The 23,402-nt window shown below is 40.0% G+C and carries 20 protein-coding genes; 17 read left to right on the forward strand and 3 right to left on the reverse strand.

From position 1 onward, the window contains the following. Positions 1-69: 69 nt before the first annotated feature. From B7990_RS03125 to B7990_RS03205, 15 genes are all read left to right on the forward strand, one after another. Positions 70-741 (forward strand): hypothetical protein, encoded by a 672-nt coding sequence (locus tag B7990_RS03125; RefSeq protein ID WP_088639571.1) that lies wholly within the window; start codon positions 70-72, stop codon positions 739-741. A gap of 36 nt (positions 742-777) precedes the next feature. Beyond that, the gene (locus B7990_RS03130; RefSeq protein WP_088639572.1) at positions 778-2,310 is read left to right on the forward strand and encodes a lipopolysaccharide biosynthesis protein; all 1,533 of its coding nucleotides are present in this window, start codon (positions 778-780) and stop codon (positions 2,308-2,310) included. After that, on the forward strand, positions 2,307-3,485 hold the full coding sequence (locus B7990_RS03135) for a Coenzyme F420 hydrogenase/dehydrogenase, beta subunit C-terminal domain (protein ID WP_088639573.1): 1,179 nt from the start codon (positions 2,307-2,309) through the stop codon (positions 3,483-3,485). The genes B7990_RS03130 and B7990_RS03135 overlap by 4 nt, the downstream gene beginning before the upstream one ends. Continuing rightward, positions 3,485-4,570 carry a polysaccharide pyruvyl transferase family protein gene (locus tag B7990_RS03140; RefSeq protein ID WP_088639574.1) on the forward strand — a complete coding sequence of 362 codons (1,086 nt, stop codon included), beginning with the start codon at positions 3,485-3,487 and terminating at the stop codon, positions 4,568-4,570. The genes B7990_RS03135 and B7990_RS03140 overlap by 1 nt, the downstream gene beginning before the upstream one ends. 7 nt (positions 4,571-4,577) lie before the next feature. After that, positions 4,578-5,555, forward strand: a complete 978-nt coding sequence (locus B7990_RS03145) for a hypothetical protein (protein ID WP_088639575.1) — start codon at positions 4,578-4,580, stop codon at positions 5,553-5,555. Between the two features lie 1,004 nt (positions 5,556-6,559). Next, complete coding sequence (locus B7990_RS03155; RefSeq protein ID WP_088639577.1) at positions 6,560-7,762, forward strand: hypothetical protein; 1,203 nt, start codon at positions 6,560-6,562, stop codon at positions 7,760-7,762. A 7-nt stretch (positions 7,763-7,769) separates the two neighbouring features. Next, positions 7,770-8,843, forward strand: coding sequence for an acyltransferase family protein (locus tag B7990_RS03160; RefSeq protein WP_088639578.1), 1,074 nt, complete (start codon positions 7,770-7,772; stop codon positions 8,841-8,843). Beyond that, complete coding sequence (locus B7990_RS03165; RefSeq protein ID WP_176407179.1) at positions 8,831-9,709, forward strand: glycosyltransferase; 879 nt, start codon at positions 8,831-8,833, stop codon at positions 9,707-9,709. The genes B7990_RS03160 and B7990_RS03165 overlap by 13 nt, the downstream gene beginning before the upstream one ends. Next, the gene (locus tag B7990_RS03170; RefSeq protein WP_088639580.1) at positions 9,706-10,848 is read left to right on the forward strand and encodes a glycosyltransferase; all 1,143 of its coding nucleotides are present in this window, start codon (positions 9,706-9,708) and stop codon (positions 10,846-10,848) included. The genes B7990_RS03165 and B7990_RS03170 overlap by 4 nt, the downstream gene beginning before the upstream one ends. Before the next feature lie 46 nt (positions 10,849-10,894). Further along, positions 10,895-11,173, forward strand: a complete 279-nt coding sequence (locus B7990_RS03175; RefSeq protein ID WP_141099205.1) for a hypothetical protein — start codon at positions 10,895-10,897, stop codon at positions 11,171-11,173. A 5-nt stretch (positions 11,174-11,178) separates the two neighbouring features. Beyond that, positions 11,179-12,294, forward strand: a complete 1,116-nt coding sequence (locus B7990_RS03180) for a glycosyltransferase family 4 protein (protein ID WP_088639582.1) — start codon at positions 11,179-11,181, stop codon at positions 12,292-12,294. Beyond that, positions 12,291-12,923, forward strand: a complete 633-nt coding sequence (locus tag B7990_RS03185) for a DapH/DapD/GlmU-related protein (RefSeq protein ID WP_217897532.1) — start codon at positions 12,291-12,293, stop codon at positions 12,921-12,923. The genes B7990_RS03180 and B7990_RS03185 overlap by 4 nt, the downstream gene beginning before the upstream one ends. Positions 12,924-13,090: 167 nt before the next feature. Then, positions 13,091-14,347, forward strand: coding sequence for a glycosyltransferase family 4 protein (locus B7990_RS03190; RefSeq protein ID WP_217897533.1), 1,257 nt, complete (start codon positions 13,091-13,093; stop codon positions 14,345-14,347). A 541-nt stretch (positions 14,348-14,888) separates the two neighbouring features. Next, the gene (locus B7990_RS03200) at positions 14,889-15,614 is read left to right on the forward strand and encodes a WecB/TagA/CpsF family glycosyltransferase (protein ID WP_088639585.1); all 726 of its coding nucleotides are present in this window, start codon (positions 14,889-14,891) and stop codon (positions 15,612-15,614) included. A gap of 69 nt (positions 15,615-15,683) precedes the next feature. After that, positions 15,684-17,837 (forward strand): polysaccharide biosynthesis tyrosine autokinase, encoded by a 2,154-nt coding sequence (locus B7990_RS03205; protein WP_088639586.1) that lies wholly within the window; start codon positions 15,684-15,686, stop codon positions 17,835-17,837. 1 nt (position 17,838) lies between these two features. On the opposite strand, the gene B7990_RS03210 is transcribed toward B7990_RS03205, so the two are convergent. Next, the gene (locus B7990_RS03210; RefSeq protein ID WP_088639587.1) at positions 17,839-18,387 is read right to left on the reverse strand and encodes a manganese efflux pump MntP family protein; all 549 of its coding nucleotides are present in this window, start codon (positions 18,385-18,387) and stop codon (positions 17,839-17,841) included. 165 nt (positions 18,388-18,552) lie between these two features. Between B7990_RS03210 and B7990_RS03215 the strand changes: the two genes are divergently transcribed. Both B7990_RS03215 and B7990_RS03220 read left to right on the forward strand, forming a co-directional pair. Beyond that, complete coding sequence (locus B7990_RS03215) at positions 18,553-19,812, forward strand: hypothetical protein (protein ID WP_141099206.1); 1,260 nt, start codon at positions 18,553-18,555, stop codon at positions 19,810-19,812. Further along, positions 19,809-20,252: a hypothetical protein gene (locus tag B7990_RS03220; protein WP_088639589.1), complete on the forward strand. Its 444-nt coding sequence runs from the start codon at positions 19,809-19,811 to the stop codon at positions 20,250-20,252. Before B7990_RS03215 ends, B7990_RS03220 begins: the two co-directional genes overlap by 4 nt. Here B7990_RS03220 and B7990_RS03225 read toward each other — a convergent pair. Together B7990_RS03225 and B7990_RS03230 are read right to left on the reverse strand one after the other, a co-directional pair. Further along, positions 20,249-21,943 (reverse strand): bifunctional diguanylate cyclase/phosphodiesterase, encoded by a 1,695-nt coding sequence (locus tag B7990_RS03225; protein WP_088639590.1) that lies wholly within the window; start codon positions 21,941-21,943, stop codon positions 20,249-20,251. The two genes, B7990_RS03220 and B7990_RS03225, sit on opposite strands and share 4 nt — an antisense overlap. Positions 21,944-22,073: 130 nt before the next feature. Then, a complete protein-coding gene (locus B7990_RS03230) occupies positions 22,074-23,321 on the reverse strand; it encodes a nucleoside recognition domain-containing protein (protein ID WP_088639591.1) in 1,248 nt (415 codons plus the stop codon). Positions 23,322-23,402 lie beyond the last annotated feature (81 nt).

Raw genomic sequence — 23,402 nt, forward strand, 5'->3', positions numbered from 1 at the left:
CGTTTGCCAAATGGTGAATATTGCAAACCGTTGGTGACAGAGTATTGGGCGGTGGGATAAAAAATTTGTATGAAAAAAGTTCTTTCTAAAATTTGGGCTAATTTACCGTGGCTTTTTTATTTGCCTTGGACGATTGTCTTTAACTTTAAGCATCTACCTTTTAAACAGGCTTGTAAATTTCCTATTTGGCTCTATAATCCTCATTTTGGAAAATTTTCAGGAAAGGTAGTCATTTCCGGAAATGTTAAGTTTGGAATGATAAGACTTGGCGAAAAAAGAGTTTTTGTTTACCCTGGACGCGGCATTTCGATTGAAAATAGGGGTGTGATAGAGTTTTGTGGTAGATGCATAATTGAAAGTGATTCATATATATCTGTATCAAGTACAGGTTATTTAAAAATTGGTGATAACTTTGTTTCTCATGCTGCGTGTACCTTAATTAGTCATTATAAAATGATTTTGGAGGACGATGTGTTGGTTGGTTGGGAATCTAAAATTATGGATACGGATTTTCATCGAATAAGTGTTGAAAACGGAGAACGACCTAAAGGTTATGGTGAGGTTAGGATTGGAAAGGGATGTTGGCTTGGTTTTGGAGTTATTGTAATGGCGGGGGTATTAATCCCTCCATTTTGTGTTGTTTCTGCAAAAAGCGTTGTAAAAAAAGCTTGCAAACATGTTCACCAAAAACGCTCTTGGCTGGATTTCCTGCAAAGCCTGTTAAACAGGGTGTATGGTTAAATCGTAACGATATGGATATATTATTTGAATAAAATTATGCCTGAAAAAATCGGAAATAACAAGCGCGTTTTGAAAAATACAGTTTTTCTGTATGTCCGTATGTTGATTACGGTGTTTGTTTCGCTTTATACGTCGCGTGTTGTTTTACAGTATTTGGGTGTTGTTGATTTTGGCATTTTGAATGTTGTTGGTGGAGTTGTTTCGATGTTTAGCTTTATTACATCGACAATGACAAATGCATCGACAAGATTTTTTTCTTATGCGCTTGGGAAAGGGGATAAAGAAGACCTCGCTGCAACATTTAAAACAACGATGTCTATTTATGTATTGCTCATTGTGATAATACTCGTAATTGCAGAGACTATAGGACTCTGGTTTGTTTGGAATAAGTTGAATATTCCTCCAGAACGACATTCGGCTGCAATGCTTGTATATCAAATTTCGCTAATGATTTTTTGCTGTGGAATGCTAAGAATCCCGTATAATTCATCAATCATTGCACATGAACGAATGAGCTTTTATGCATATACTAGTATCATTGAGGTCTCTTTGAAATTGGCGATTGTATTCATGCTTATGGTCGCCCCGTTCGATAAGTTGGTCTTCTACAACTTTATGTTCTTTTTGGTGTCTTTAGGAATAACATTCTGGTATGTGTTCTTCTGTAGAAAGTTTGAGGAATGCAAGTTTGGTTTTAATCGGGACAAGGAAAAGTTCAAGTCGATCTTTAGCTTTGCCGGGTGGAATTTTACATCCAATATGGGTGATGTCGCTATAGACCAGGGAATTAATGTCCTAATCAATATTTTCTTTGGTCCTGCGATAAATGCTGCGAGAGGAATTGCGTTCCAAATTAAGGGACAGGTGGCTTCTTTTTGTACGAATTTCCAGATTGCTGCAGGACCGCAGATTACGAAGTATTATGCTGCTGGCGATTTGGATAATATGAATAGACTGGTTCTTCAGTCTTCTAAGATTTCATTTTATTTGATGTTCCTAGTTTCTGTTCCTACTTTTGTTGGAATGGAAATGGTTTTACAATTATGGTTAAAAGAAGTGCCTGATTACGCTCTGATTTTGACTCGATTGGTGTTGGTGAACATTGTTGTAAACTCTCTCGGTGGAACGATGAATATTGCTATCCAGGCTTCCGGAAAAATAAAAAAATATGTTTTGGCATTAACTGCAGGAAAATTCTTTACATTTGCTGTGGCTCTTGTTGCATTTAAATTTTTTGAAGGATCTCCTGAATATTCTGTTTATTGTACCATTCTGTATGCTTGCATAAGTATTTTTATACAATGTGTCAACTATAGATTGGTTTCAAATAATTCAATTTTGCTCTACTTAAGAGAAGTTTTAGGGAAGGCTATAGTTGTTGCATTTTTGTCAATTGCTCTTGTTTATGTGTTGTATGCCAGAATTTATGATGCCGCGAATTATTTGTCGATATTATTGTTGATTGTATATTCGTTTGTTGTATCAACGATTGTTTGTTGTTGCTTTGGATTTAACAAAGACGAACGGCAGAAAGTTTTAACAATCATTCTTGGGAAATTAAAAAAATGATTAACAATGCTAAGAAAGATTGTTGCGGTTGTGGCGCATGCAAAGAGGTGTGTGCTAAAAATGCCATATCCTTAGTTGCTGATAACGAAGGCTTTTGGTATCCTAAAGTAGATTCTAGTTTATGTGTGAACTGTGGCTTGTGTGAAAAAGTTTGTCCTTCGTTAACGCCTCAAGAGAGTAAACTAGATAAAGCTAGTATATTTGGATGTAAAAATTTAAATGAAGATGAACAGATAAATAGTGCTTCGGGAGGAATTTTTCCTGTTATAGCAAAAAATGTCCTAGAAAGAAAAGGGGTAGTTTTTGGTGCCGCTTTTTCGAAAGACTGGATGGTCGAGCATAAGTATATTCAGTTGGAATCTGAATTAGATTTGTTGTGCAGGTCAAAATATGTTCAAAGTAATGCTTCTGTTTCATTTCCTATAGTAAAAGACTTTTTGCAGAAAGGAACCTTGGTTCTTTTTACTGGTACTCCATGCCAGTGTCTGGGCTTAAAAAATTATCTACGCAAGGATTATTCGAATCTTATTCTTGTGGATATTATTTGTCATGGGGTTCCAAGTCCTATGGTTTGGAATCGTTATCTTAATGAAATGTCTACAAAATATGGTAGTTGTGTTGACGATATAGAAGAAATTCGTTTTAAAATGAAGGATGGACATAGATTCCATTGGAAACATCCTGGTTTTTTAATAAAGTGGTCAAATGGTAAAGAGCTTAGAGTTTTTTCAAACGAAACAAGCTATGAGAATGGGTTTTTATCGAATTTGTTTACTCGACCATCTTGTGCGAACTGTAAAATGAAGTCCTTAGCAACAGTTTCGGATTTGACAATTGGAGATTTTTGGGGTGCTGAAATTGTTGCTCCGAAATTTATGGATAAAAATGGATTGTCTGTTGTCTTTGCTAATTCGGCGAGAGGACGTGATTTGTTTGACGAATTAAAAACAAAACTGTCTATTTTGCCATTGCAAAAGGAGTGCGCAGTTCGTCATAACGCTAGAATCGTAAATCCCATAAAGATGCATAGAAATAGAAACCGTTTTTTTGAAATGATTTTGCATCATTCTATTGATGAAAGTGTTAATGAATGCTTGAAAATGTCTTTTATGGAAATGGTAAGAAAAAAAATTAGTACGTTTAAACATATGTTGAAAATGGCTATTTTGAAATAATGAAAATCGGAATAATATCTTCATACGCGTTCATCAAGAACAACAATAATTATGGAGCGTTGTTGCAATACTTCGCGTTGCAAACCTATCTTCAAAAGATGGGGCATGAACCGTATTGGATCCGTACAATCGTTAGCCGCAATACGCCTTTAAATTTATTAAGAAAGCTCTATCACTTTAAATCGTTAAGGTTGTTTGTCAATTGGATCTGCGTCCATCGTGGATTTGTAAAGTTTGTTCAAAAACATCTCAAAGTAACGGATGCTGAATACTCCAGTTTTAATGAAATTCAGCAGAATCCCCCATTTGCAGATGTTTACGTGACTGGTAGTGACCAGGTCTGGGGCAGTGAAAAACTGAAAGAAAACTACTTGCTCTTTGCACCCAAAGGTCGCAAAAAAATGGCCTATGCAGCAAGTTTTGGACGGGATTCGATTTCAGATGATATGGCTCAAACAATTAAGCCTTGGATAGATGACTTTTATGCAATCTCCGTGAGAGAATCCAGTGGTGTTGAAATTTGCAAAAAAATGGGCGTTGCCGCAGAGCATCTGATTGACCCAACGTTCTTGATAGGCTCTCTTGATTATCCGAGTTCTCACAAAAGGCGCTTTAGCAAACCTTATATCTATTGCTATTTTTTGAATGCTGGTTCCAGGGAGACTGTAAGATACGAAGAACTGAAGGCCTTTGCGCAAAGAAAGAATCTTGATCTCCGTATTTGTGCTGTTCAGGGTGCCGAAAAATTGTTCGAAAAAAAATATTTGGTTTTCCCGACTCCCGAAGAATGGCTTACCGACTATCGTCATGCTGAATATATTGTGACAAATACATTCCACGGGACTGTATTTGCTTTGATAAACCATAAGTCCTTTGCGTCTATTTTGCAGAAGGGGGCTACTTCAAAACAAAATTCCCGCTTGGCATCGTTGCTTGAAACTTTTGCTATGCAAAAACACTTGTGCTTGGATTCGGACAATTTGGATGAAGTTTTATTTAGGCCATTTGATTGGCCGATGTTTGAAAATGTGAAAAAAGGAATCGTTTCGAAAACAGATGCTTTTTTTGAACGAAATTTGAGGTGATTTGTTTATGAACAGAATATTTGTCTTTGTTTTGAAGGTCTTGCGAAAGCAGTTTCGAAAGAATCGTAATGATCCTTTTTCTTGGCTCACAGATTCTTATTGCCAATATAAGGACCAGAATGCGAATGACTATATATTGAATCGCTTGAATCGCTATCAAGGTGGAGGCTTGATGCTTGCCAAGTGGGGGACTATTGAACTGAATCAAGTAATTGCCACTTATATGGCGAGACAAGGGTATTCTATAAATGATTATAAAGAAATGATTCAAGGTATTGTTCCAATTCCAGAAAACAAGCCAAATTTTTCGCTTTATAATAATGCAGGTGTTTTCCCGGCAACAGTCGAAATTGCAAACCGTTTCGCAAGAAAAGCTATGGAAGATTGCAAGTCTATTGATATTCTTGCTTCATATATGCATAACGAACATCGCATTGCTGAATTACAAAAAAATGCAACATGCGTAAATCTAGATCCTTACTATGCGCCGTGGCTTTTTGAAAATCCGTGGACCAAGTGGCTTGAAGGGAAACGTGTTCTTGTTGTTCATCCATTTATTGAAAGTATCAAGTATCAGTATGAAAATAACAGGACAAAATTGTTTAAAAATCCTGACGTGTTGCCCTTGTTTTCTAATATTCAGTATATAAAGGCCGTTCAAACTCAAGCTGGGGAACAGTCTCAGTTCAAGGACTGGTTCGAGGCTTTGAACTATATGGAACAAGAAATAGACAAGAAGGAATATGATGTTGCGATTATTGGCTGTGGCGCTTATGGAATGAGTCTTGCTGCTCATGTAAAACGTCGAGGCAAGGTTGCGATTCATTTGGCCGGTTGGACCCAAATGCTTTTTGGTGTTTATGGAGAACGTTGGGTTTCGCAGCAGAGCCAGTACAAAAATGTCATTAATGAATTTTGGATTCGTCCGAATCAGGGTGAAAACTTGAAGAAAGGTAAGCAGATTGAAAACGGATGCTATTGGTAGATTATGTCTAAAAGAGATGTTGCTATTGATTCCGTTGCTGGCTTGATGATCCTTATTATGGTTTTAGGACATATTTTTCAGAATTGTGGAATGACTGATTCTGAAACCTATAAAATATGGTGTGCTTTCAATTTTTTTATGCCCTGGTTCTTTTTTAAATCGGGAATGTTTTGCCGGTATTCGGATAATAGGGCTTTCTTGTTAAATGCAACAAAAAAACTTCTTTACCCTTTTGCGGTTTTTACTTTCTTGGGATGGATTTTTTATTCTTTAAGATTGTTGTTTGTTGTTCATGATTTTAATTGGGTTCACTATTTTTTAACCCCTATAAAGGAGATTGTTTTGGGTGGCACAACTACGGGAAATCAACCTTTGTGGTTTTTGTTGGTTCTTTTCTTTGTTCAGTCTATATATAAATACTTTGTAAATGTAAATGCTATTATAAATCATCTTAATCTATTTCGATTTGCCTTTTTGTCCCTTGCTTTGTTCGGATCTTTTTTGTGTTATAGAATGGATGTGTGTACTCCATCTTATTGCATCGACTGTAGTTGGACTTGTATTTTATTGTTTAGGAGATGTTTTTTCCATTAAACAATTTGAAAAAAATACTTTACAATGAGTTGTTTAATTGTGATTGCTTTCCTAGTAACTAGATTTCCATATGTTGTAATGAGGTCAAATAAATTGATTTACGGAGATTACCTTTTATGGTTCCTGTATTCGTTCTGTGCATGTATTGTTGTTAATAATGTTTTCAAAATGATAAAAAAACAGAATCGAATACTTCTTTATATGGGGAAGAATGCTATGAATATTTACTTAACTCATTGGATTGTTATTACTGTAACGATTGAAATAATTCATCTTGTTTATTCTGAAATAATAAATTCATTATTATTTGTTATAACTGTACTATTTTGTATTTGTATTTCTCCTTTGCTAAATGGATTTTTGAATTCTAATAAAGGTCGGTTTTTTAAGACAATTTGATATTTTTATTTATGGTTGATCAATCCTTTCAAGAAATCGAATTTTATGATAGAACCAAAGTTCTTTATATCTTTGGGTATTTCTTCCTTTTGTTTGGTGGCTGGTCCTTCAAGTTCTTTGATTTTCTTTCTGGTGATGTACTCCTAATTACTCAATATGCGTATCTTTTTTGGGGATATAATCATTGGGCGGATAATCCGTATAGCCTTTTAACAAAAACGAATACATTTTATTTTAAGTGGATTATTGCTGGAATCTTTTTGTCTATGATTCCGGCGGCATTGTATCATAATCAAAGCTTGTTTGTCTCAATTACGGCTTACAGAGCTCAGTATTTATGGTTTTCTTTTCTTGTCTTGCTTCGTATTGCTCCCACGGAACAAGAAATCGTAAAAGCTTGCTTGTTGAACTTGTTTGTTATGTGGACTGCGTATTTATGCAAATTGTTTTATCCGAGTATGTTTCCTGTACCTAAGAATGTTTGGATTCCTAAAAAAGACAATTCGTTTGATGTTGGGTATATTCCAGGAATGGCTATGACTATTTTTGTTTTGTATTACTATTATGATAAAATTAGGGATTGTGCGAATCGTGTTAATGTTTTCTATTTTGCATTAGCTTTTGTTTTTCTTTTGGCGATGTCGAATAGAAGCAATCTGTTTGCTGCCGTCATTACTATTGTTATGTCGGCAATGTTGGTGAAATCTCAAAATAGATCTCGTATTATCGCTATTGTTTTGTTGGGGGCTGTTGTAAGTTTTTTTGTCTTGGATTCTTATTGGTCCTCTTTGCTGGATGAAACTACAAATCAGGTGAATGATGATGATTATAATCGAAATAAAGCTTTATACTATTATTTATATGAAGGCAGTGAAAATTTTTTAACTAAAATTTTGGGTAATGGCTTTTTAAGTTCTAGATCAAGTCGTGTTATGGCTGATTTGATGGATATGGGTATTTACAATTCGGATATGGGATTTGTTGGATTTTGGAACCAATTTGGGATAATTCCTGTAATCATTTTCATTGTGGTTCCGATATTGGCAATAATGAATAAAACAATGCCATTGTATGTGAAAATGATTGGATCTCATATATTGCTGTGTTCTTATTCTATTAGTTATTTTGGTGTTCCATCGTATGCAATGATTTTTATTCTTTTTTACTATCTCTTTGTTTTGCATAAAAGATATACATTAGAGCTTTATAGGTGATTTTGTAATGGCTGTTACGATTTGTGAAAATACGTCTCAGACTCTTTCGAATTCTGTCAATTTTTATGCAGATATATCTATTGCGAAGGGGCTTTGCATTTTATTGATGGTCTTTGCACATGCTGAAAATGGAACATTGCCTTATTTGCATAATTTTATTTATACGTTTCATATGCCGTTGTTCTTTGTTGTTGCTGGTTTTTGTTTTAAGGAAAAATATTTGTTTTCTGCAAACCAGTTCTTTTTAAGGAGAATAAAAGGCTTATGGTGGCCTTATGTGAAATATGGTGCATTGTTTTTATTTCTCCATAATTTTTTTCTTTATTTGCATTTTTATGAGGGAAATCCTTATTCGATAAAGGATATATTATATCGACTTTTCCATTTAGCTACAGGTATGTTTGGACATGAAGATTTGTTAGGTGGTTTTTGGTTTTTAAAAGATCTTTTATTTTCTTCTATTATGGGTTTTTTTATTATTAAGTATTTGAAAAATAAATTTTATATATGGCTCCTTTTGTTAGCTGTAGGCACCCTTTTTATTTTTTATAATTATCATATACCATATATTGATGTTCGTGGAAGAACTTTTATGGGAATGTTTTTTTTTGTTACGGGGTATGCATTGTCCAAACAGAAAAAGGCTTTACTGAATAATTCTATTGTTCTTGTTGCTACAATTTTTCTATTGCTTCTTTGTGCTGTGTTTATGCCTCCTGCACAAATGCTGAAAATTGAATATTGGCAAGTGACTCCTTACTGTTTGTGTGCTTTACTTGGTTCAAATATGGTAATTTATTTGGGTTCTCTGATTGCAAGAAAAAGTAAATTTTTAACTAAAATGCTTTGTTTTGTTGGCGAAAATACAATGCCAATTTTGACATATCATTTTTTGTTGTTTAAAGTAGTTACGGCTTTTAGAGTTTACATAGGAAATGTGGATATCTCGGATCTTTCGGTTTTTCCTGTTGTAAAAGAATCTTTCAATATATGGACTATAGTGTATTTTTTGTTGGGTTCTGTGATTCCCTTATTATGTGTAAAAATTTTTTATTTTTTCAAAAGAGTATGCTCTCAATAATTATAGTTTCTTACAAAAATAATGAACGAACAATCGCTTACGTTCAAGGGGAACTTTCTAAGGTGAAAATTCCTCATAAGGTTGTTGTGGTGAATAATGCTGCCACGTCCGAAAGTAATGCTGAACTTGCAAAAAATCTTAAAGCTGAGATTGTTGAAGTAGGGTGTTCAGTAGCGAATGATTCGAATGTCTATATTGTAAATAATCCCGTAAATTCCGGTTTTGCCAAGGGCAATAATATTGGCGTAAAGTTTGCCATTGATGTTCTTAAGGCTGAATACATCCTCTTTTCTAATAATGACATAAAGTTTATTGATAGCGATGTCGTAGAACGTTTGCAGAAAAAGTTGGAAGCTTTCCCTGATGCCGGTATAATTGGTCCTAAGGTTGTTGGTTTAAAAGGCGAAATGCAAAGTCCTGAACCGTATATGTCATTTTGGGATAGGACTGTTTGGATGTATGCCTCAACATTTTTTCTTTCTAAAGAAGCTAAAGCCAAACGTTTCAAATTCAATTATTCCCAAGACGCAAAAGAAGGCTTTCATTATAAAATTATGGGATCCTTTTTTATGGTTCGATCAAAAGATTTTGTCAACTGCGGCATGATGGATGAAAATACATTTCTATATGCAGAAGAACCTATTCTTACAGAACGAATGAAAACCATTGGGTTGCATCCTTACTATTATCCAGAAGTTGCCGTACTTCATGATCATGGCGCTACGACAAAAAAGCATTTAAAGAAAAATAAAGGCTCTGATATTAAGTTTAAAAGCGAATGCTATTACTATCGAAAGTATATGCATACTCCAATATGGCAAATTTGGATTGGTAAGATCGTTCATTTTATATTGAGGTTGAAGTGAAAATTCTGTTTATAACACATCATTACCTTTCTTCCAATGGCGGTGGAAGCTTTGCTTCTCGTGCTTACATCAATGCTTTCGCTGAAAATGCGGACGAAATGACTTTGCTTTATCCTGTAAAGGACGGCGAGGATTTGTTCCCGGAAATCAATAAAAAAATCAAGACGATTCCCGTGAAGTATAATCTCCCCAAATGGAGAAAACTCGTTGATTTGCTTTGTGGCAGAATACATCGATACTTTTCGATTGCTAGAGAGATGTTGAAAGAGGAAAGGTTTGATGTTGTTGTGTTTGATACGAGTCTTGTTTCTTATCGAATTATAAAAAATTTCAAGGAAAAGGGATCAAGGACGATTGTAATACACCACAATTATCAATATGAATATTTTAAAGACAATGCAAAAGGGGTGCTGTCTTTTCCGACGTTGCTTTGGTGTAAAAGATATGAAAAACAAGCTGTTCGCAGTGCTGATCTGAACTTGACTTTGACGAAACAAGATATTGAATTGCTTGCGAATAACTATAACGGAGGAAATAAAGACTCTTTTTCCCTTTTAGGTGTATTTGAATACAAGCCGAGAGAAAAAATGGCAGCTGCGGAAAAAGAAAATCGAAATCCGAAGAATCGCTTTGTTATTACGGGCAGTTTATGTGATTTTCAAACGAAGCATTCTTTGATATCGTGGTTGCAAGATTATTATCCTGTTCTTAAACAAGTGTTTAGTGATGCTTCTTTGACAATTGCAGGGAGGAATCCAGGAGTTGAAATCCAAAATCTTTGTAGAGAAAACGACATTCATTTAATTCCTTCTCCCAAAAGTATGGATCCAATTATGGAGAACGCGGATTATTACATTTGCCCGACTTTTTTAGGTGGTGGCTTAAAACTTCGTGTAATGGATGGTTTAAAGTGGGGTTTGCCTGTTATTTCCCATTCGGTGTCTGCTAGAGGATATGAGTTATTTGAAGAACACGGATGTTTAATTTCATATCGTGATTTAGATGGCTTTAAGAGAGCCTTAGATACTTTGAAAAAAAATTATCTTGAAAAAGAAATGATTGTTAACATCTATCAAGAGTTCTTTACTTTAGAGTCAGGAATTAAAAGAGTGAAGCTATTTTTAAATCTGTTCCGTTGAAAAAAAATGAAAAAGTGGTAAAACAATTCATATAGGCGAGGATTGCTTGTTTTCTAATCAAATAGAATTTCGTGTTGGGGACTCTCACAGCATTCTTGATGCAACTTCTAGAATGAGAATTAACCCTTCTATGGACATTAATGTGGGTAAACATGTGTGGATTGGTCACGACGTAAAGGTTTTAAAAGGCGCTAATGTTGGAAATAATTCAATCGTTGCGACAGGGGCTATTGTAACAAAAAATGATTATCCGAGTAATGTAATTATCGGTGGTGTAGGTAAAATTTTGAAGGAAAATATAGATTGGTGCCCTCAAAGGATTTAGGTTGTATGAAAAAGAAACTTTTGATATTTCACCCGTATTTAACGACGTATCGAATTGATTTGTATAATCGATTTGTTTGCGATTATGAGGTTCGTGTTGTTCTTACAGGGCATCCGAATGAAATTTCAGGTTTAGGGTTTGATGTTGAGAATGTAAATAATCAAGCCAAATTTGATTATAAGTATTATAATAATGGTCTTTTTTTTGGGCGTCAACAGATAACTTCTGTATATTTTAAAGTGATAAAAGAATTTAAGCCTGATATTGTGCTGTGTCATGAATATGGCTTTAATACACTTGCAGCAATAATGCTTAAATCTCTTTATAAGTATAAGCTTTTTTTGACATGTGATGATAGTTATCAGATGGCTTGTTCTTATGGGATAAAAAGAAAATTATTAAGAAATTTTGTTGTGAAAAATGCTGATGGTATTCTTGTAGTAAGTTCACAAACTAAGAATTTCTTGGAAAAAAATTATTTAAACCCTAAATGTAAATTTATTTATTTTCCGATAATTCAAGATGATGCTCTTTTATCCGATAAAATTATCAATTCAAAGAGTATTGCTAAAAATTATGCAGAAAAATATTATTTAGATGGAAAGAAAATCCTCCTTTATGTTGGACGATTTGCGTTGGAAAAAAATATTTCGTTGCTTTTAGAATCTTATAGTAGAATAAAAACTCCTGACGATATTCTTGTTCTTGTTGGTAATGGAAATCAAAGGGGGGTAATAACAAATCTTATTGAAAATTTGGAACTTGGAAAAAATGTAATTCTAACAGGTTCTCTTTATGCTGAAAATTTGTATGCATGGTATTATTTATGTGATGTTTTTGTACTTCCAAGCAAAAAGGAAGCTTTTGGTGCAGTGGTGAATGAGGCTTTAGTTGCGGGGTGCTTTAGTGTAGTTTCTAATAGTGCTGGGGCTTCTTGTCTTATTAATGATGGACAAAATGGGTATGTTTTTGAAAGTGAAAATATTGTGGATTTGTCCGATAAACTTCAAATGGCTTTGAAAAGAGAAAAAAAGTCTGTCTGCGCAAGTATTATGTCTAGGTGCTTTGATTCTTTTTATAAAGATTTGTTAAATGCTTTTGAGGGTAATCTTTTTGAATGATTGTGGATATCAAGTTTTTGATTCTGTTATTGCAAGGAACAAAAAATATGAAGATCGATTATACAAATAAACCTATTAAATCCTCTAGAGTTGGATTTGTATTAAGGTATCTAATGAATATAGTTAGATCTTGGATATATTTTCATTTGATCTGGCGAAATGTAAAGTATAAAGGCTTCATTCGCGTTATGAAGGGGACTTCGTTTGCTTCTGGATTCAAAGTTGTTTTGGGGCATAATGTTCAATTTGGCGATTATTGTAATGTTGCTACAGATTTGATTGTTGGTGACAATGTTCTTTTGGCGGGGCGAGTTTGTTTTGTTGGGAAAAACGATCATCAGTTTAATGTTCCTTGTAAAACGATATGGAGCAGTGAACGTCTTCAGTCTGGGGCTACAATAGTAGGTGATGATGTGTGGATTGGTCACGGGGCTACTGTTGTTGGTCCTGTACAAATTGGCCGAGGATCAGTTGTTGCCGCTGGTGCTGTAGTAACTAAAGATATTCCTGAGTGTGAAATTTGGGGCGGCGTACCTGCAAAGAAACTTGGTGATAGATTTAAGAATCTAAGTGAAAAACAACAACATTTAAATTATTTAGAGTCTTTAAAAGGTGGAAAGGGCGCGTAGTTTAGATATCCTAAAAGCTTTGTGAATGCTATTTGTGTTTTTTTCATATCGTTCTTGCTGATTATTCCGTTTATTATGGTTTATAATAAGTCATTTCGTCCTTTGTTTCAAAGGTTTTGATTTGTATGCTAAAAATTCTCATCAATTCGTACACATGTTGCCCTGATATGGGTTCTGAACAGGGTATGGGCTGGAACTGGATCACGTCTCTTGCTCGACATTGTGTATTATTTGTGATTACTGAAGGTGAATACCGTCCGCAAATTGAAGCTTGGCTTGCTGATTCTAAAAATGCAGAATTGGCTCGAGATATGCATTTTTATTGGAATCCTATAGGGCTAAATGAATCCGAAAGTCAAAGGATTCGTAAAATGTGCTGGAATCAAGGGGACTGGCGCTTTTATAAGTTCTATAAAAAATGGCAGAAGAAAACCGCGAAAATTGCTGAAGCTATTTGCAAAAAAGAGAAAATTGATATACTGCATCAGCTGAATATGATTGGATTCCGCGAACCTGGTTATTTGTGGCTGGTTTCCAAGAAAACTGGTATCCCATTTGTGTGGGGGCCGATTGGTGGCTTAAAACAGTTCCCTCTTGCTTATGCAAGTGGTGCTGGCTTGAAAATGCGGGTGTTCAACTTCGTAAAAAACAAGATTAACAGTTGGCAGATAGCGTATGATAAGCGAGTTTCTGCTGCGCTGCACCAAGCATCTTTGCTGATTTCGTCTATTCCTGATAGCTATAATGCTATTAAGAAGTATCACAATTTGGAGTCTGTTGTTATTCCTGAAACGGGGTGCTTCTCGAATGAATTTTTGGATAATTTCCAAGGGCGTTTTAAAGGATCGCCTTTGGAAATATTATGGGTTGGAAAGTTTGACTTTAGAAAAAGGTTAGATATAGCCTTAAAATCAATTGCTAAACTTTCATCAGATGTGAACGTCCGTTTAAAGGTTTGTGGCTCGGGAAGCGAAAATCAAATTTTTGCGGCGGAACAGTTGGCTTTGAATTTGAAAATTCAGGATCGTGTTGATTTTAAGGGAGCGTGTTCGCATGATACAATTGTAGATTTAATGAAAAAGTCTGATTTGTTTTTCTTCACTTCTGTAAGTGAGGATACATCTACTGTCGTTCTTGAAGCTATTAGTTGTAGCTTGCCTATATTGTGTTTTGATGCTTGTGGAATGTCTGCTGTTGTTGATGATTCGGTAGGAATGAAAATTCCTTTGACGAATCCTGAACAGTCAATAAATGATTTTGCGCAAGCGATAACCCATCTGTACAACGATAGAGAAAAATTAGCGAAACTCTCTGCTAATTGCCATAAGCGTGCTGTAGAATTGTCGTGGGAAAACAAAGCGTTGCAAGTGCTGGAGCTGTATAAGAGTGCTGTTCTTACTTCAAAAAACGATACACCCGACTAAGTTTGGCATAACGGGCTGATTACTTTGTTTAGTCAAATTCCCGCCTTCAATGCTGTGATTCTTCACAAGCGAAATTATTTTTTGTCAATGCATCTCTGCGCTTTTGAATTTCTTCCAGGGAAATGCCCGAAATGGAGGAAATTTCTTCATCGGTCAATTTCCCATTTGCGAGCATTCCATCGACCATTTCGAGCTTGGCTTCTGCTCCCCTTCTTCTTTGTTTTCGTGAAGGTCAAATTCATAAGTCATATACTTGCTCCTTATGAGAGTGTCATCCTTGTAAAAAGATACTTGGTCGTTGATAGTTTGAGTTTCATGGGTGTCCGCGTTCATGGTCGCGAAATATTTCATGTACGCCCGAACAACCGGATTAGTGAAGTCCTTGTACTTTTGCAAATATATAAAAAAGCGGAATCTTGTAAATTTTGCAACCAACCGTTTGCAAAAAACTTCATTTTGCAAACTAAAGAATTACAACAAAAAGAGTTTACAAAAAGGTTACAGTAAGCTATCTTTGTAATCACGGAATTGGGTTTATTCTATGATTTGCATCAGAAACTTAAATCTCCTCTGTAGTCGAGCTGAACTTGCAAACCTTCCCGAGGGCAAGCTGTTAATCAACACGATTAACGCGTTTTCGTACAACAACGCCCGTCGAGACGTCTTGTTTGAAGAAGCTCTGACCAAAGGCGATGTGTTAATTCCCGATGGTATTAGCATTGTCCGCGTGTGTAAGTTCCTTAATGGCAAATCACGCCCCAAGGAACGCATTGCTGGGTGGGACCTCTTTGTTCACGAAATGCAACGCCTAAATGAAAAGGGGGGCAAGGTGATGTTTCTGGGTTCCAGCGAAAAGGTTCTGAAGCTCATTCGCCAAAAAGCCGCTATCGTGTACCCGAATCTGGAAGTTGTTACTTATTCTCCGCCGTATAAGCCCCAGTTCACGGTCGAGGACGACTTGAACATGGTCAAGGCGATTAACGATGCAAACCCGGATTTGCTATGGATTGGCATGACCGCCCCCAAGCAAGAAAAATGGGCTTATGCCAACTGGGATCGCCTGAATATCCACTGCCATGTCGGGACTGTAGGCGCGGTTTTCGATTTCTTTGCGGGGACGTACAAACGCGCCCCGATGATTTGGCAAAGGCTTGGCTTGGAATGGCTTTACCGTCTTTTAAAGGAACCTCGCCGAATGTGGCGCCGCTACATAATTGGTAATTTGATGTTTTGTGTGCTCGTGTTCCGGGAAAAGCTAGGGTTTTGACGGCTTGTCGTGCTCTCGATTCTTCTTCTTTGTTATATTGCAAGGTATAACTAGTTGGATCAAAATTTTATGACAGTTACACCGAATAATAAACAGCAGAATCCGCAGCAGCCTTTCTTTATGCAAGTTAACACGGGAGATTCTTTCGATTTGCTAGGCAATATTTTGCGTCATTGGAAGCTTGTGGCGGTGTTGTCAATTGTTGGACTTTTGGCAGGTACAGTTGCTTCTCGCTATGTTCGCGATTCCTTCGATAACAAGACGATGCTCCAGCTCGATACGAAGTCCAAGAGCGGCAAGGCTGTTTCTGATTTTGGTGACTTGTTCGATGCTAAGAGTCCGGCGGTTGCCGAGATTCACTTGATAAAGAGCTTGAGCGTTCTGATGCCGGTGGTGGAGCAGCTGCATCTGAACTATATGGCAGAGCCGCAAGGGATTGTGGATAGGCTCATGCGCCGTGAAGGCCGTATGGACCTGGATCTTTTTGAACCGCCTAAAGCGGGCATGCTCGGGATTGATAAAAAAGACGAAAAGTGGATTGCCGTGGTCCGGTCGCAGGATACATACGAACTTTTCTCGCCGATGGGGCAGAGTCTTGTCGTGGGTAAAGTCGGAGAGACGTACCGCATACCGATGGGTGCGGATTCTGTCGCGATTTGCGTCAGGGCTTTTTCTGCTGAACCGGGGCAGTCGTTCCGTTTGTTCAGGTCCTCGGTCCTGAGTGTTGCTGAAGGTTTGCAGGCGGCGATTAACGCTTACGAAAAGGAAAAGAATTCGAATATCCTGGAAATTTCGTATTCCGGTCGCTATCCGGATCGCGTCGCCGATGTGCTTAATGCCGTTGCGCAGGCCTATGTGCGCCAGAATGTCGAGATGCGCAGTGCCGAAGCCGAAAAGTCCCTGGAATTTCTGGAAGAACAGCTTCCTTCTATCAAGGCTAAGCTGGATTCCTCGGAACGTCTGTTGACAAACTATCGCAATAAGATGGGGACTGTCGATCTCGGTGCCGAAGCGAAGGGAACTCTTGAACGTCAGGTCGAACTCAAGACGCAGTTGCTCTCGTTGCAGCAGCAGTACCAGGAAAAGGCTCGCTTGTTTAAAGAAGATCACCCGGCGATGCAGGCTCTTTTGCAGCAGCAGCAACGCTTGAACCGCGAAATCGGTAAAGAAGAAAGCAAGACCAAGAAACTGCCGATCACCCAGCAAGATGTGCTGAAGTTGCAGCAGGATGTGGAGATCAATAACCAGCTTTATACGTCGGTTTTGAACAACATCCAGCAGTTGCGCGTGGTTCGTGCAAGCGAAATCGGTAACGTGCGCGTCGTGGATCCGGCCTATATTCATGAAAAACCGTCCAAGCCCAACCGCAAAAAGATTATGGCTGCGGGCCTTGGCGGAGGTTTTGCGTTCAGCGTTGTCTTGATATATCTCCTGCATCTCATCGGTGGTCGAGGAGTGGGGTCCTCTTCAGAAATCGAGCGCGAGACGGGCGTGAGTGTCTACGCCAAGATTCCCAAGACGCAAATCAGCCGTAAGCTGCCGGGCGTTAACGACAAACGCTTTATTCTGGCTAAGGCCGATGCCGAAGACATTGCGATCGAGAAGGTACGTACGCTCCGCACGGCGCTAGAGTTCTCGTTCCTCGAAGAGGGTGGGCGGGTGCTCATGGTGACGGGTATCGTTCCCGGTGCGGGCAAGTCCTTTGTTTCGCTGAACTTGGCTTATCTGTTTGCTAAACAAAATAAGCGAGTTCTGTTTGTTGATGCCGACCTGCGCAAGTCACGCCTTTCGCACATGCGCGAAAAGGGTGTTTCGGATATCTTGATCAATAACGGCAAGCTGGAAGATCTCGTTGTTGATATGGGTGAGGGCTTTTTCTTCTTGCCTAAGGGGTCCCGTGCGCCGAACCCAGGCGAAATGGTGAGTTCCAGGGCCTTTGCCGAACTCATTGACGAATGCAAGTCTAAGTACGACGTTGTCGTGATAGATACGCCGCCAAATTCGCTCGTTTCTGATGCCCAGTCAATTGCTAAGTTGGCCGATTTTGGACTGATTGTCATCGAATACAAGAAGCATTCCATGGATGAGATCCAGGACGTTATAGACCAGCTCAGCATCGCAAAGCTTGACAAGAAGGCTATCGTTCTGAACCAGTGCTTGCAGGACGGTCTTGGCTATGGGTACGATTACCGTTATCGCTACGACGAAATAAAGAAATCGTAGTCTACACAAACATCTTCACGCCAATGGCAATGAGTATAATCCCGGCAATGAATTCCGGGATTTTTGTTTTGAACCGCTTGGAGGCGTGGCGCCCGATTTCAAAGCCGATAACGCCCATTGCAAAACTAGCGATTGCAATAGCGGATGTTGCAAAAATCATGTTCGCGTTCAGGAATGCAAACGAAATCCCGACCGCAAACGCATCAATGCTTGTTGCAATCGACAATAGCAGGATGTTCATGAGGCTCAGGTGTGCGCAGGAGGTTGTTGCTTCTCCGCCCCGAATTGCGCCCCAGATCATACGGGCGCCCAAAATGCAGAGAATCGCGCATGCAATTGGAGTGCCCACCGCATTGAACCAGCGCTCGGCAAAACAGCCTAGGAAATACCCGAGAAGCGTCATGCCGCCTTGAAAAACGCCAAAAGAAACCGCCTGGAGCACTGCGCGCGAACGCTTGATGCCCGATTTGCAAAGACCGGTCGAAATGGCGACCGCAAAGCAGTCCATCGCTTCGACAATCGCGATAATGATAATCTCTATAGTGCTCATGAAAAGTCGCTTTTAAAAAAATGCGAAAAACGCCATCAAAAATAAAAAAATATATTGTATAATAATTTAGTTCTTAGTCAATGGTCATTAGTCTTTAGTGATTAATTGCGGCAAAGCTGCCAAGTTTTAAACTAATAACTAGTGACTGATAACTAGTGACTATTTATGAACAACAAAGTCGTTACTATAGTTTTTATTGGGTTGTGCTTGTTGCTCCTGCTTTCTGTGGGTGGCTCGTTTTGGGATGGCTCCTTTGACCTTATTTTGCATAATAGCGGTAACTGGAAATCTCCGAAGACGCATTTCATTTTCTGGATCGGCATGTCGCAGGCGGGCGTTTTGCTTTCGGCTTTCTTGCTTATCATGAAGGTTAAAATCCATCGCCGCACGTCGCTTCTGCTCGAACTGAGTTCACTTTGCAGTCTGGTCGTTGCCTTTGTTCTATCGCTTGTTTATTCCCGATCCATCCAAATGAATGGCTATGTCCATAGCGATGTTTATAGCATTGGCATTGTCGGCTTTATGTCGCTCCTTTTTTTCGTGACGCATCTTGTGGCGGCAGACAGTGCCGAGGATGTCGCTCTCTGTAAGGAACTTGCCAAAATCAGGCGGCCTCTCGCATGGATTATTCTCCCGACGGTGTTCTGGGTGGTGTCTGAATTTGCCTTGGATTTCGCGCGTCACGAAAATTCTATTTGGCAGGGTGCGTTCTTCCCGCTGTATGTGGTGGCGATTGTCTTTTACATGGGCCTTGCAAGTTCGATTGCGCTCCTTTCATTCGAAAACTACTACAACCGCATGATCGAGCGTTTCCTCATGCTTTGCAGCTGGTTTGTGTCGCTGTTGTTCCTTTGGCTTATTCTTTTGAAGGGTGAGGGGAGCTTGTCTGCTTTTGTCTTTGCTTGCGCGATTCCGCAACTGATGCTTTTTTTATCCGTGCGTGAAAATCTCTGGGGGCGATTGCTTGTTGTCTCGAGTATTTTATTTGGAGTATTGCTGAAGTGCGACTTCGTTGTGAACCATAATGATTACCATTTCTTTTCAAACGCGACATTTGCTAATGCTAGCCTTATGTTTGCTTGCGGAACGCTTTTTGTCGCCATTTTCTTTGGTGTACGTTTTTTGCTTTCGCGGTTCTTCGAAAACGATGAAATATTGATGGGCGAGGAAAGCGATAGTTCTGATGGCGAGGTCGTTGAAGTCGATGAAAAGAGGTATTACTCGCCGTTCTCGGCTCCTGAATTCAAGGTGGTGCGCCTGCCTGTGCTGTGCGGGGTTCTTGCGGCTGTCGCGTATGGCTTTTTCAGTTCGGACTGGATTGTTCTTGCCGGGCCATTTGGCGCCTATGTCAGTTGCCTGCTTGTTAGCTTACAGCCTTTTGTTCGTTTTGCTTTTTCCAGAAAACGTCAGGGAGGTCGCAAATGAGTACGTTTGCCAATGCCGTCGCTTGCCTCCTCTGCCTTATTTTTGCGGCATTCCTTTGGAAAATGAAGGGTATGCTGCGTGTCACGCTTGTGATGTTCTTCGTTGTCATGATAAGCTGTCTTTATACGGCGTTTGCCGGGGACCTTGCGGTTCCGACGATGGAAAATTATCCGTTCCGCATGGTGGCGCTCACGTTCTGCGTCTTTACGACGGGGCTTAGGGAAAATCGCAGACGTTTTATGGTCTTGGCGCAGACTTTCTGGCTCTGGGTCGAGCTTGTCGGGAATGTGTCGCTTTCTCAAGCGGGGTTAGAGGCTCCGTGGATTCGTCTGGCCGCTATTGCCGGAATCGCGCTTGGGTGTAGCTTTATGGCCCGAATTTCTAGGGAAATCGAGTTCGGGCTCATTGTCCTTTGGATGGCTGTCTGGATGTTCTTCTAGGAAATATGATTGTAAGTGACTTTGTTTGAAAGTCTCTTCTCGAATTCTTCCTTAGATAACGGCTTGTCGAAAATGAACCCTTGGATTATGGGGCATTTTGCGTTTTGCAAAAAGTCAAGCTGCTTGGTGTTTTCAACGCCTTCTGCGACTACTTCAAGATTCAGCTCGTTAATCATATTGACCATGTTTTTGATGACGACTTCATCATGGTGCGATTCGTCACCGATATGGTCGAGGAGCGATTTGTCGAGCTTGATGACATTGACATTCAGGTCCTTTATGGCCGTGAATGTCGAATAGCCTGTACCAAAGTCGTCTATGGAAACGGAAATCCCGTTCTGGCGTAAATCGTCCACAAATTTTTGCATGGCGACCTTGTCTTCGTAATTCGATGATTCGGTAATCTCGATTTCGATGTACCTGCTGTCAATCCTATATTCCTTCATGATTTTCAGAATGTTTTCAGTCAGGTGCGTATTGGCTAGATGGAGCCTCGAAAAGTTGGAGGATACGCGGACCGGTTCAAAGCCTGCATCAATCCAGGAACGAATGTCTTCGCAAACCTTGCGGAATACGTAAAAGTCGAGCTGGCAGATGGACGCTTCTTTTTCAAGAATGGGTAAAAATTCGCTTGGAGGGATTATTTTCCCATTGCGGTTCCAGCGTACAAGGGCTTCGCATCCGCAGAGCTTTTGGTCGTTTACGGAAACTTTTGGCTGATAGTAAACGATAAATTCCTTACGTTCGAGCGCGTCATGGAAAAGCGATGAAATTTCCTTTTCGTGGTAGACTTCATCGAGCATTCTCTTAGCAAAGTAAACGACATCGTTTCCAGGATGAACTCTGGATTCGTTCAGGGCGACTGAGCTGCAGTGCATGATTTCGTTCATGGAATCGCCCTGCTGGATGTCATAGACGCCGATGCGGCTTTGGATGTTGAGCTGGATTGCCGGGGCCTGAGGCATCGGGACATTCACTTTCATCGAAGAAAGTGCTTTAATGAACATGTCCCTGTTTTCTTTTCTGACGAGGACGAAAAAGTTGTCTCCACCCAGTCTTGCGATTATTTCATCGTCGTGGCACATGGCCATGACGGTATGCGTAAAAATGGTTATCCCCTTGTCGCCAACAGCTGGGGATTTGGATTGGTTGATGTATTTGTAGTTCTTGAGGTTAACGAATAGCCCGCTAAAGTTTTGCAGCTTGTTTTTCGCCTTGAGTTCAATACTGTGGTGTATCAGTTTCGCGGTATTGGGGGCGCCCGTCATCGTATCGGTCTGGCTTGCGTAATGGACCGCGCTCATGAGCCTGGAACGACCAAGAATGATGAACATGTCGTCGCAAATGAGCTTTACCGCCTGGAGTTCGGGAGGTGTAAACTTGTGGCTTTTTTTAGCCTTGATTTCGATGGTGACTATGCCGTTTTCACCCGTTCTGTATGTCTGGATGAGTGGCATAGACTCGTAACCATTGGAGTCTTCGTAAATCGTTTTTTCGTCGTTCAGGCCGTCTTTGGCTATGATAGAACTTGGGGCAATAAGTTTGAGCTTGATATAACCTATGTTTAGAATATTGCATATTGGGGGTATAGCAGCACCAATGCGCTTGCTCATTGCCAACATATCAGGTACATTGTCTAAAATTGCATCCCTAAAATCTTTATAAATACTATTGAAAATGACGTAATCCATTTTCACCCCTTAAAAGTCCACATATTATACACCAAAAACGTGTTCTAAAACTAAATAAAAATATTTCAGAAAGGTAAAGAAAAATTAATAAATCTTCCTGTTTTTATTCCGCTTTAGAACAATGATATGGCTAGTGGATTGGTGGGAAGAATATGTAGGCGATAATGATGGCGGCAATGACTCCGACGGCATCTGCAATGAGGGCGCAGGTGACGGCGTGGCGTGTCTTTTTGACGCCTACGGAACCGAAATACACGGCGATAATGTAAAATGTCGTGTCGGCTGCACCCTGGAACATGCAACTGAGGCGGCCTGCAAAGCTATCCGGGCCAAGGTTCTTCATGGCGTCGATCATCATGCCGCGGGCGCCACTACCGCTAAGTGGCTTCATGAGGGCAGTGGGGAGGGCGGGTACAACGTCGTTTCCGACGCCGATAAGTCCGAGCAATGATGAAATGCCGTTCATGACGAGATCCATCGCGCCGCTTGCGCGGAACACGGCGACACCCACGAGAATCGCGACAAGGTTCGGGATGATCATGACGGCGGTGTTAAAACCTTCCTTGGCGCCTTCGACGAATGCTTCGTATGCCTGGACTTTCTTATAGCAGGCGAGTCCGAGGAATGCGACGATGACTCCGAATAGCACAAGACCGCTAATGAAAAGGCTCGTGGTGCCGAGCGCTTCGGCAGTGAGATGGCTAAAGTAGAACATCACGGCGATAACGCAGGCGCTGATGCCGCCAAGCCACATCACGGTTACAGGGTCCTTGAGTTTTATTTTCTGGAAAAAGCTAAGTGCGAAAATGCCTGCGATGGTGCTGAAGAACGTCGAGAGGAGGAGCGGGAGGAACACGTCACTTGGGTTTGCGGCGCCGAGCTGTGCGCGGTACGTCATAATGCTCACCGGGATAAGTGTAAGTCCGCTCGCGTTCAAGACGAGGAACATGATTTGCGAATCGCTTGCGACGGTCTTGTCATCGTTTGGGTTCAGGTCCTGGAGCTGCTTCATGGCCTTGAGGCCCATCGGGGTAGCCGCATTGTCAAGGCCGAGCATGTTTGCACTGATGTTCATGAGCATCGTGCCCACGACCGGGTGCCCCTTCGGGATTTCGGGGAAGAGCCTCGAAAAAAGCGGTTGCACGATTTTTGCCAAAATCTGGACGGCGCCTGCCTTTTCTCCGATTTTCAGGATGCCGAGCCACAGGCTCAAAATGCCCGTGAGGCCGAGTGCGATTTCGAATGCTGTTTTGGACATGTCAAAAGCGCCGAGAATTGCCTTGTTGAAAATGCCGGTATCGCCGAAAGCAAGCCACTGGACGATGCATGCGATAAATGCACCGAAGAAAAACACGAGCCAAATTACATTTAAAACCATGGCTCAAATGTAAGAAAAAAATAGCGATACGGCTGTGGGCTATGGGTACGGACCTACGGTCCTATGGGGTATGGGCTTGTG

Source organism: Fibrobacter sp. UWB4 (genome assembly GCF_002210345.1).
Lineage (GTDB): Bacteria > Fibrobacterota > Fibrobacteria > Fibrobacterales > Fibrobacteraceae > Fibrobacter.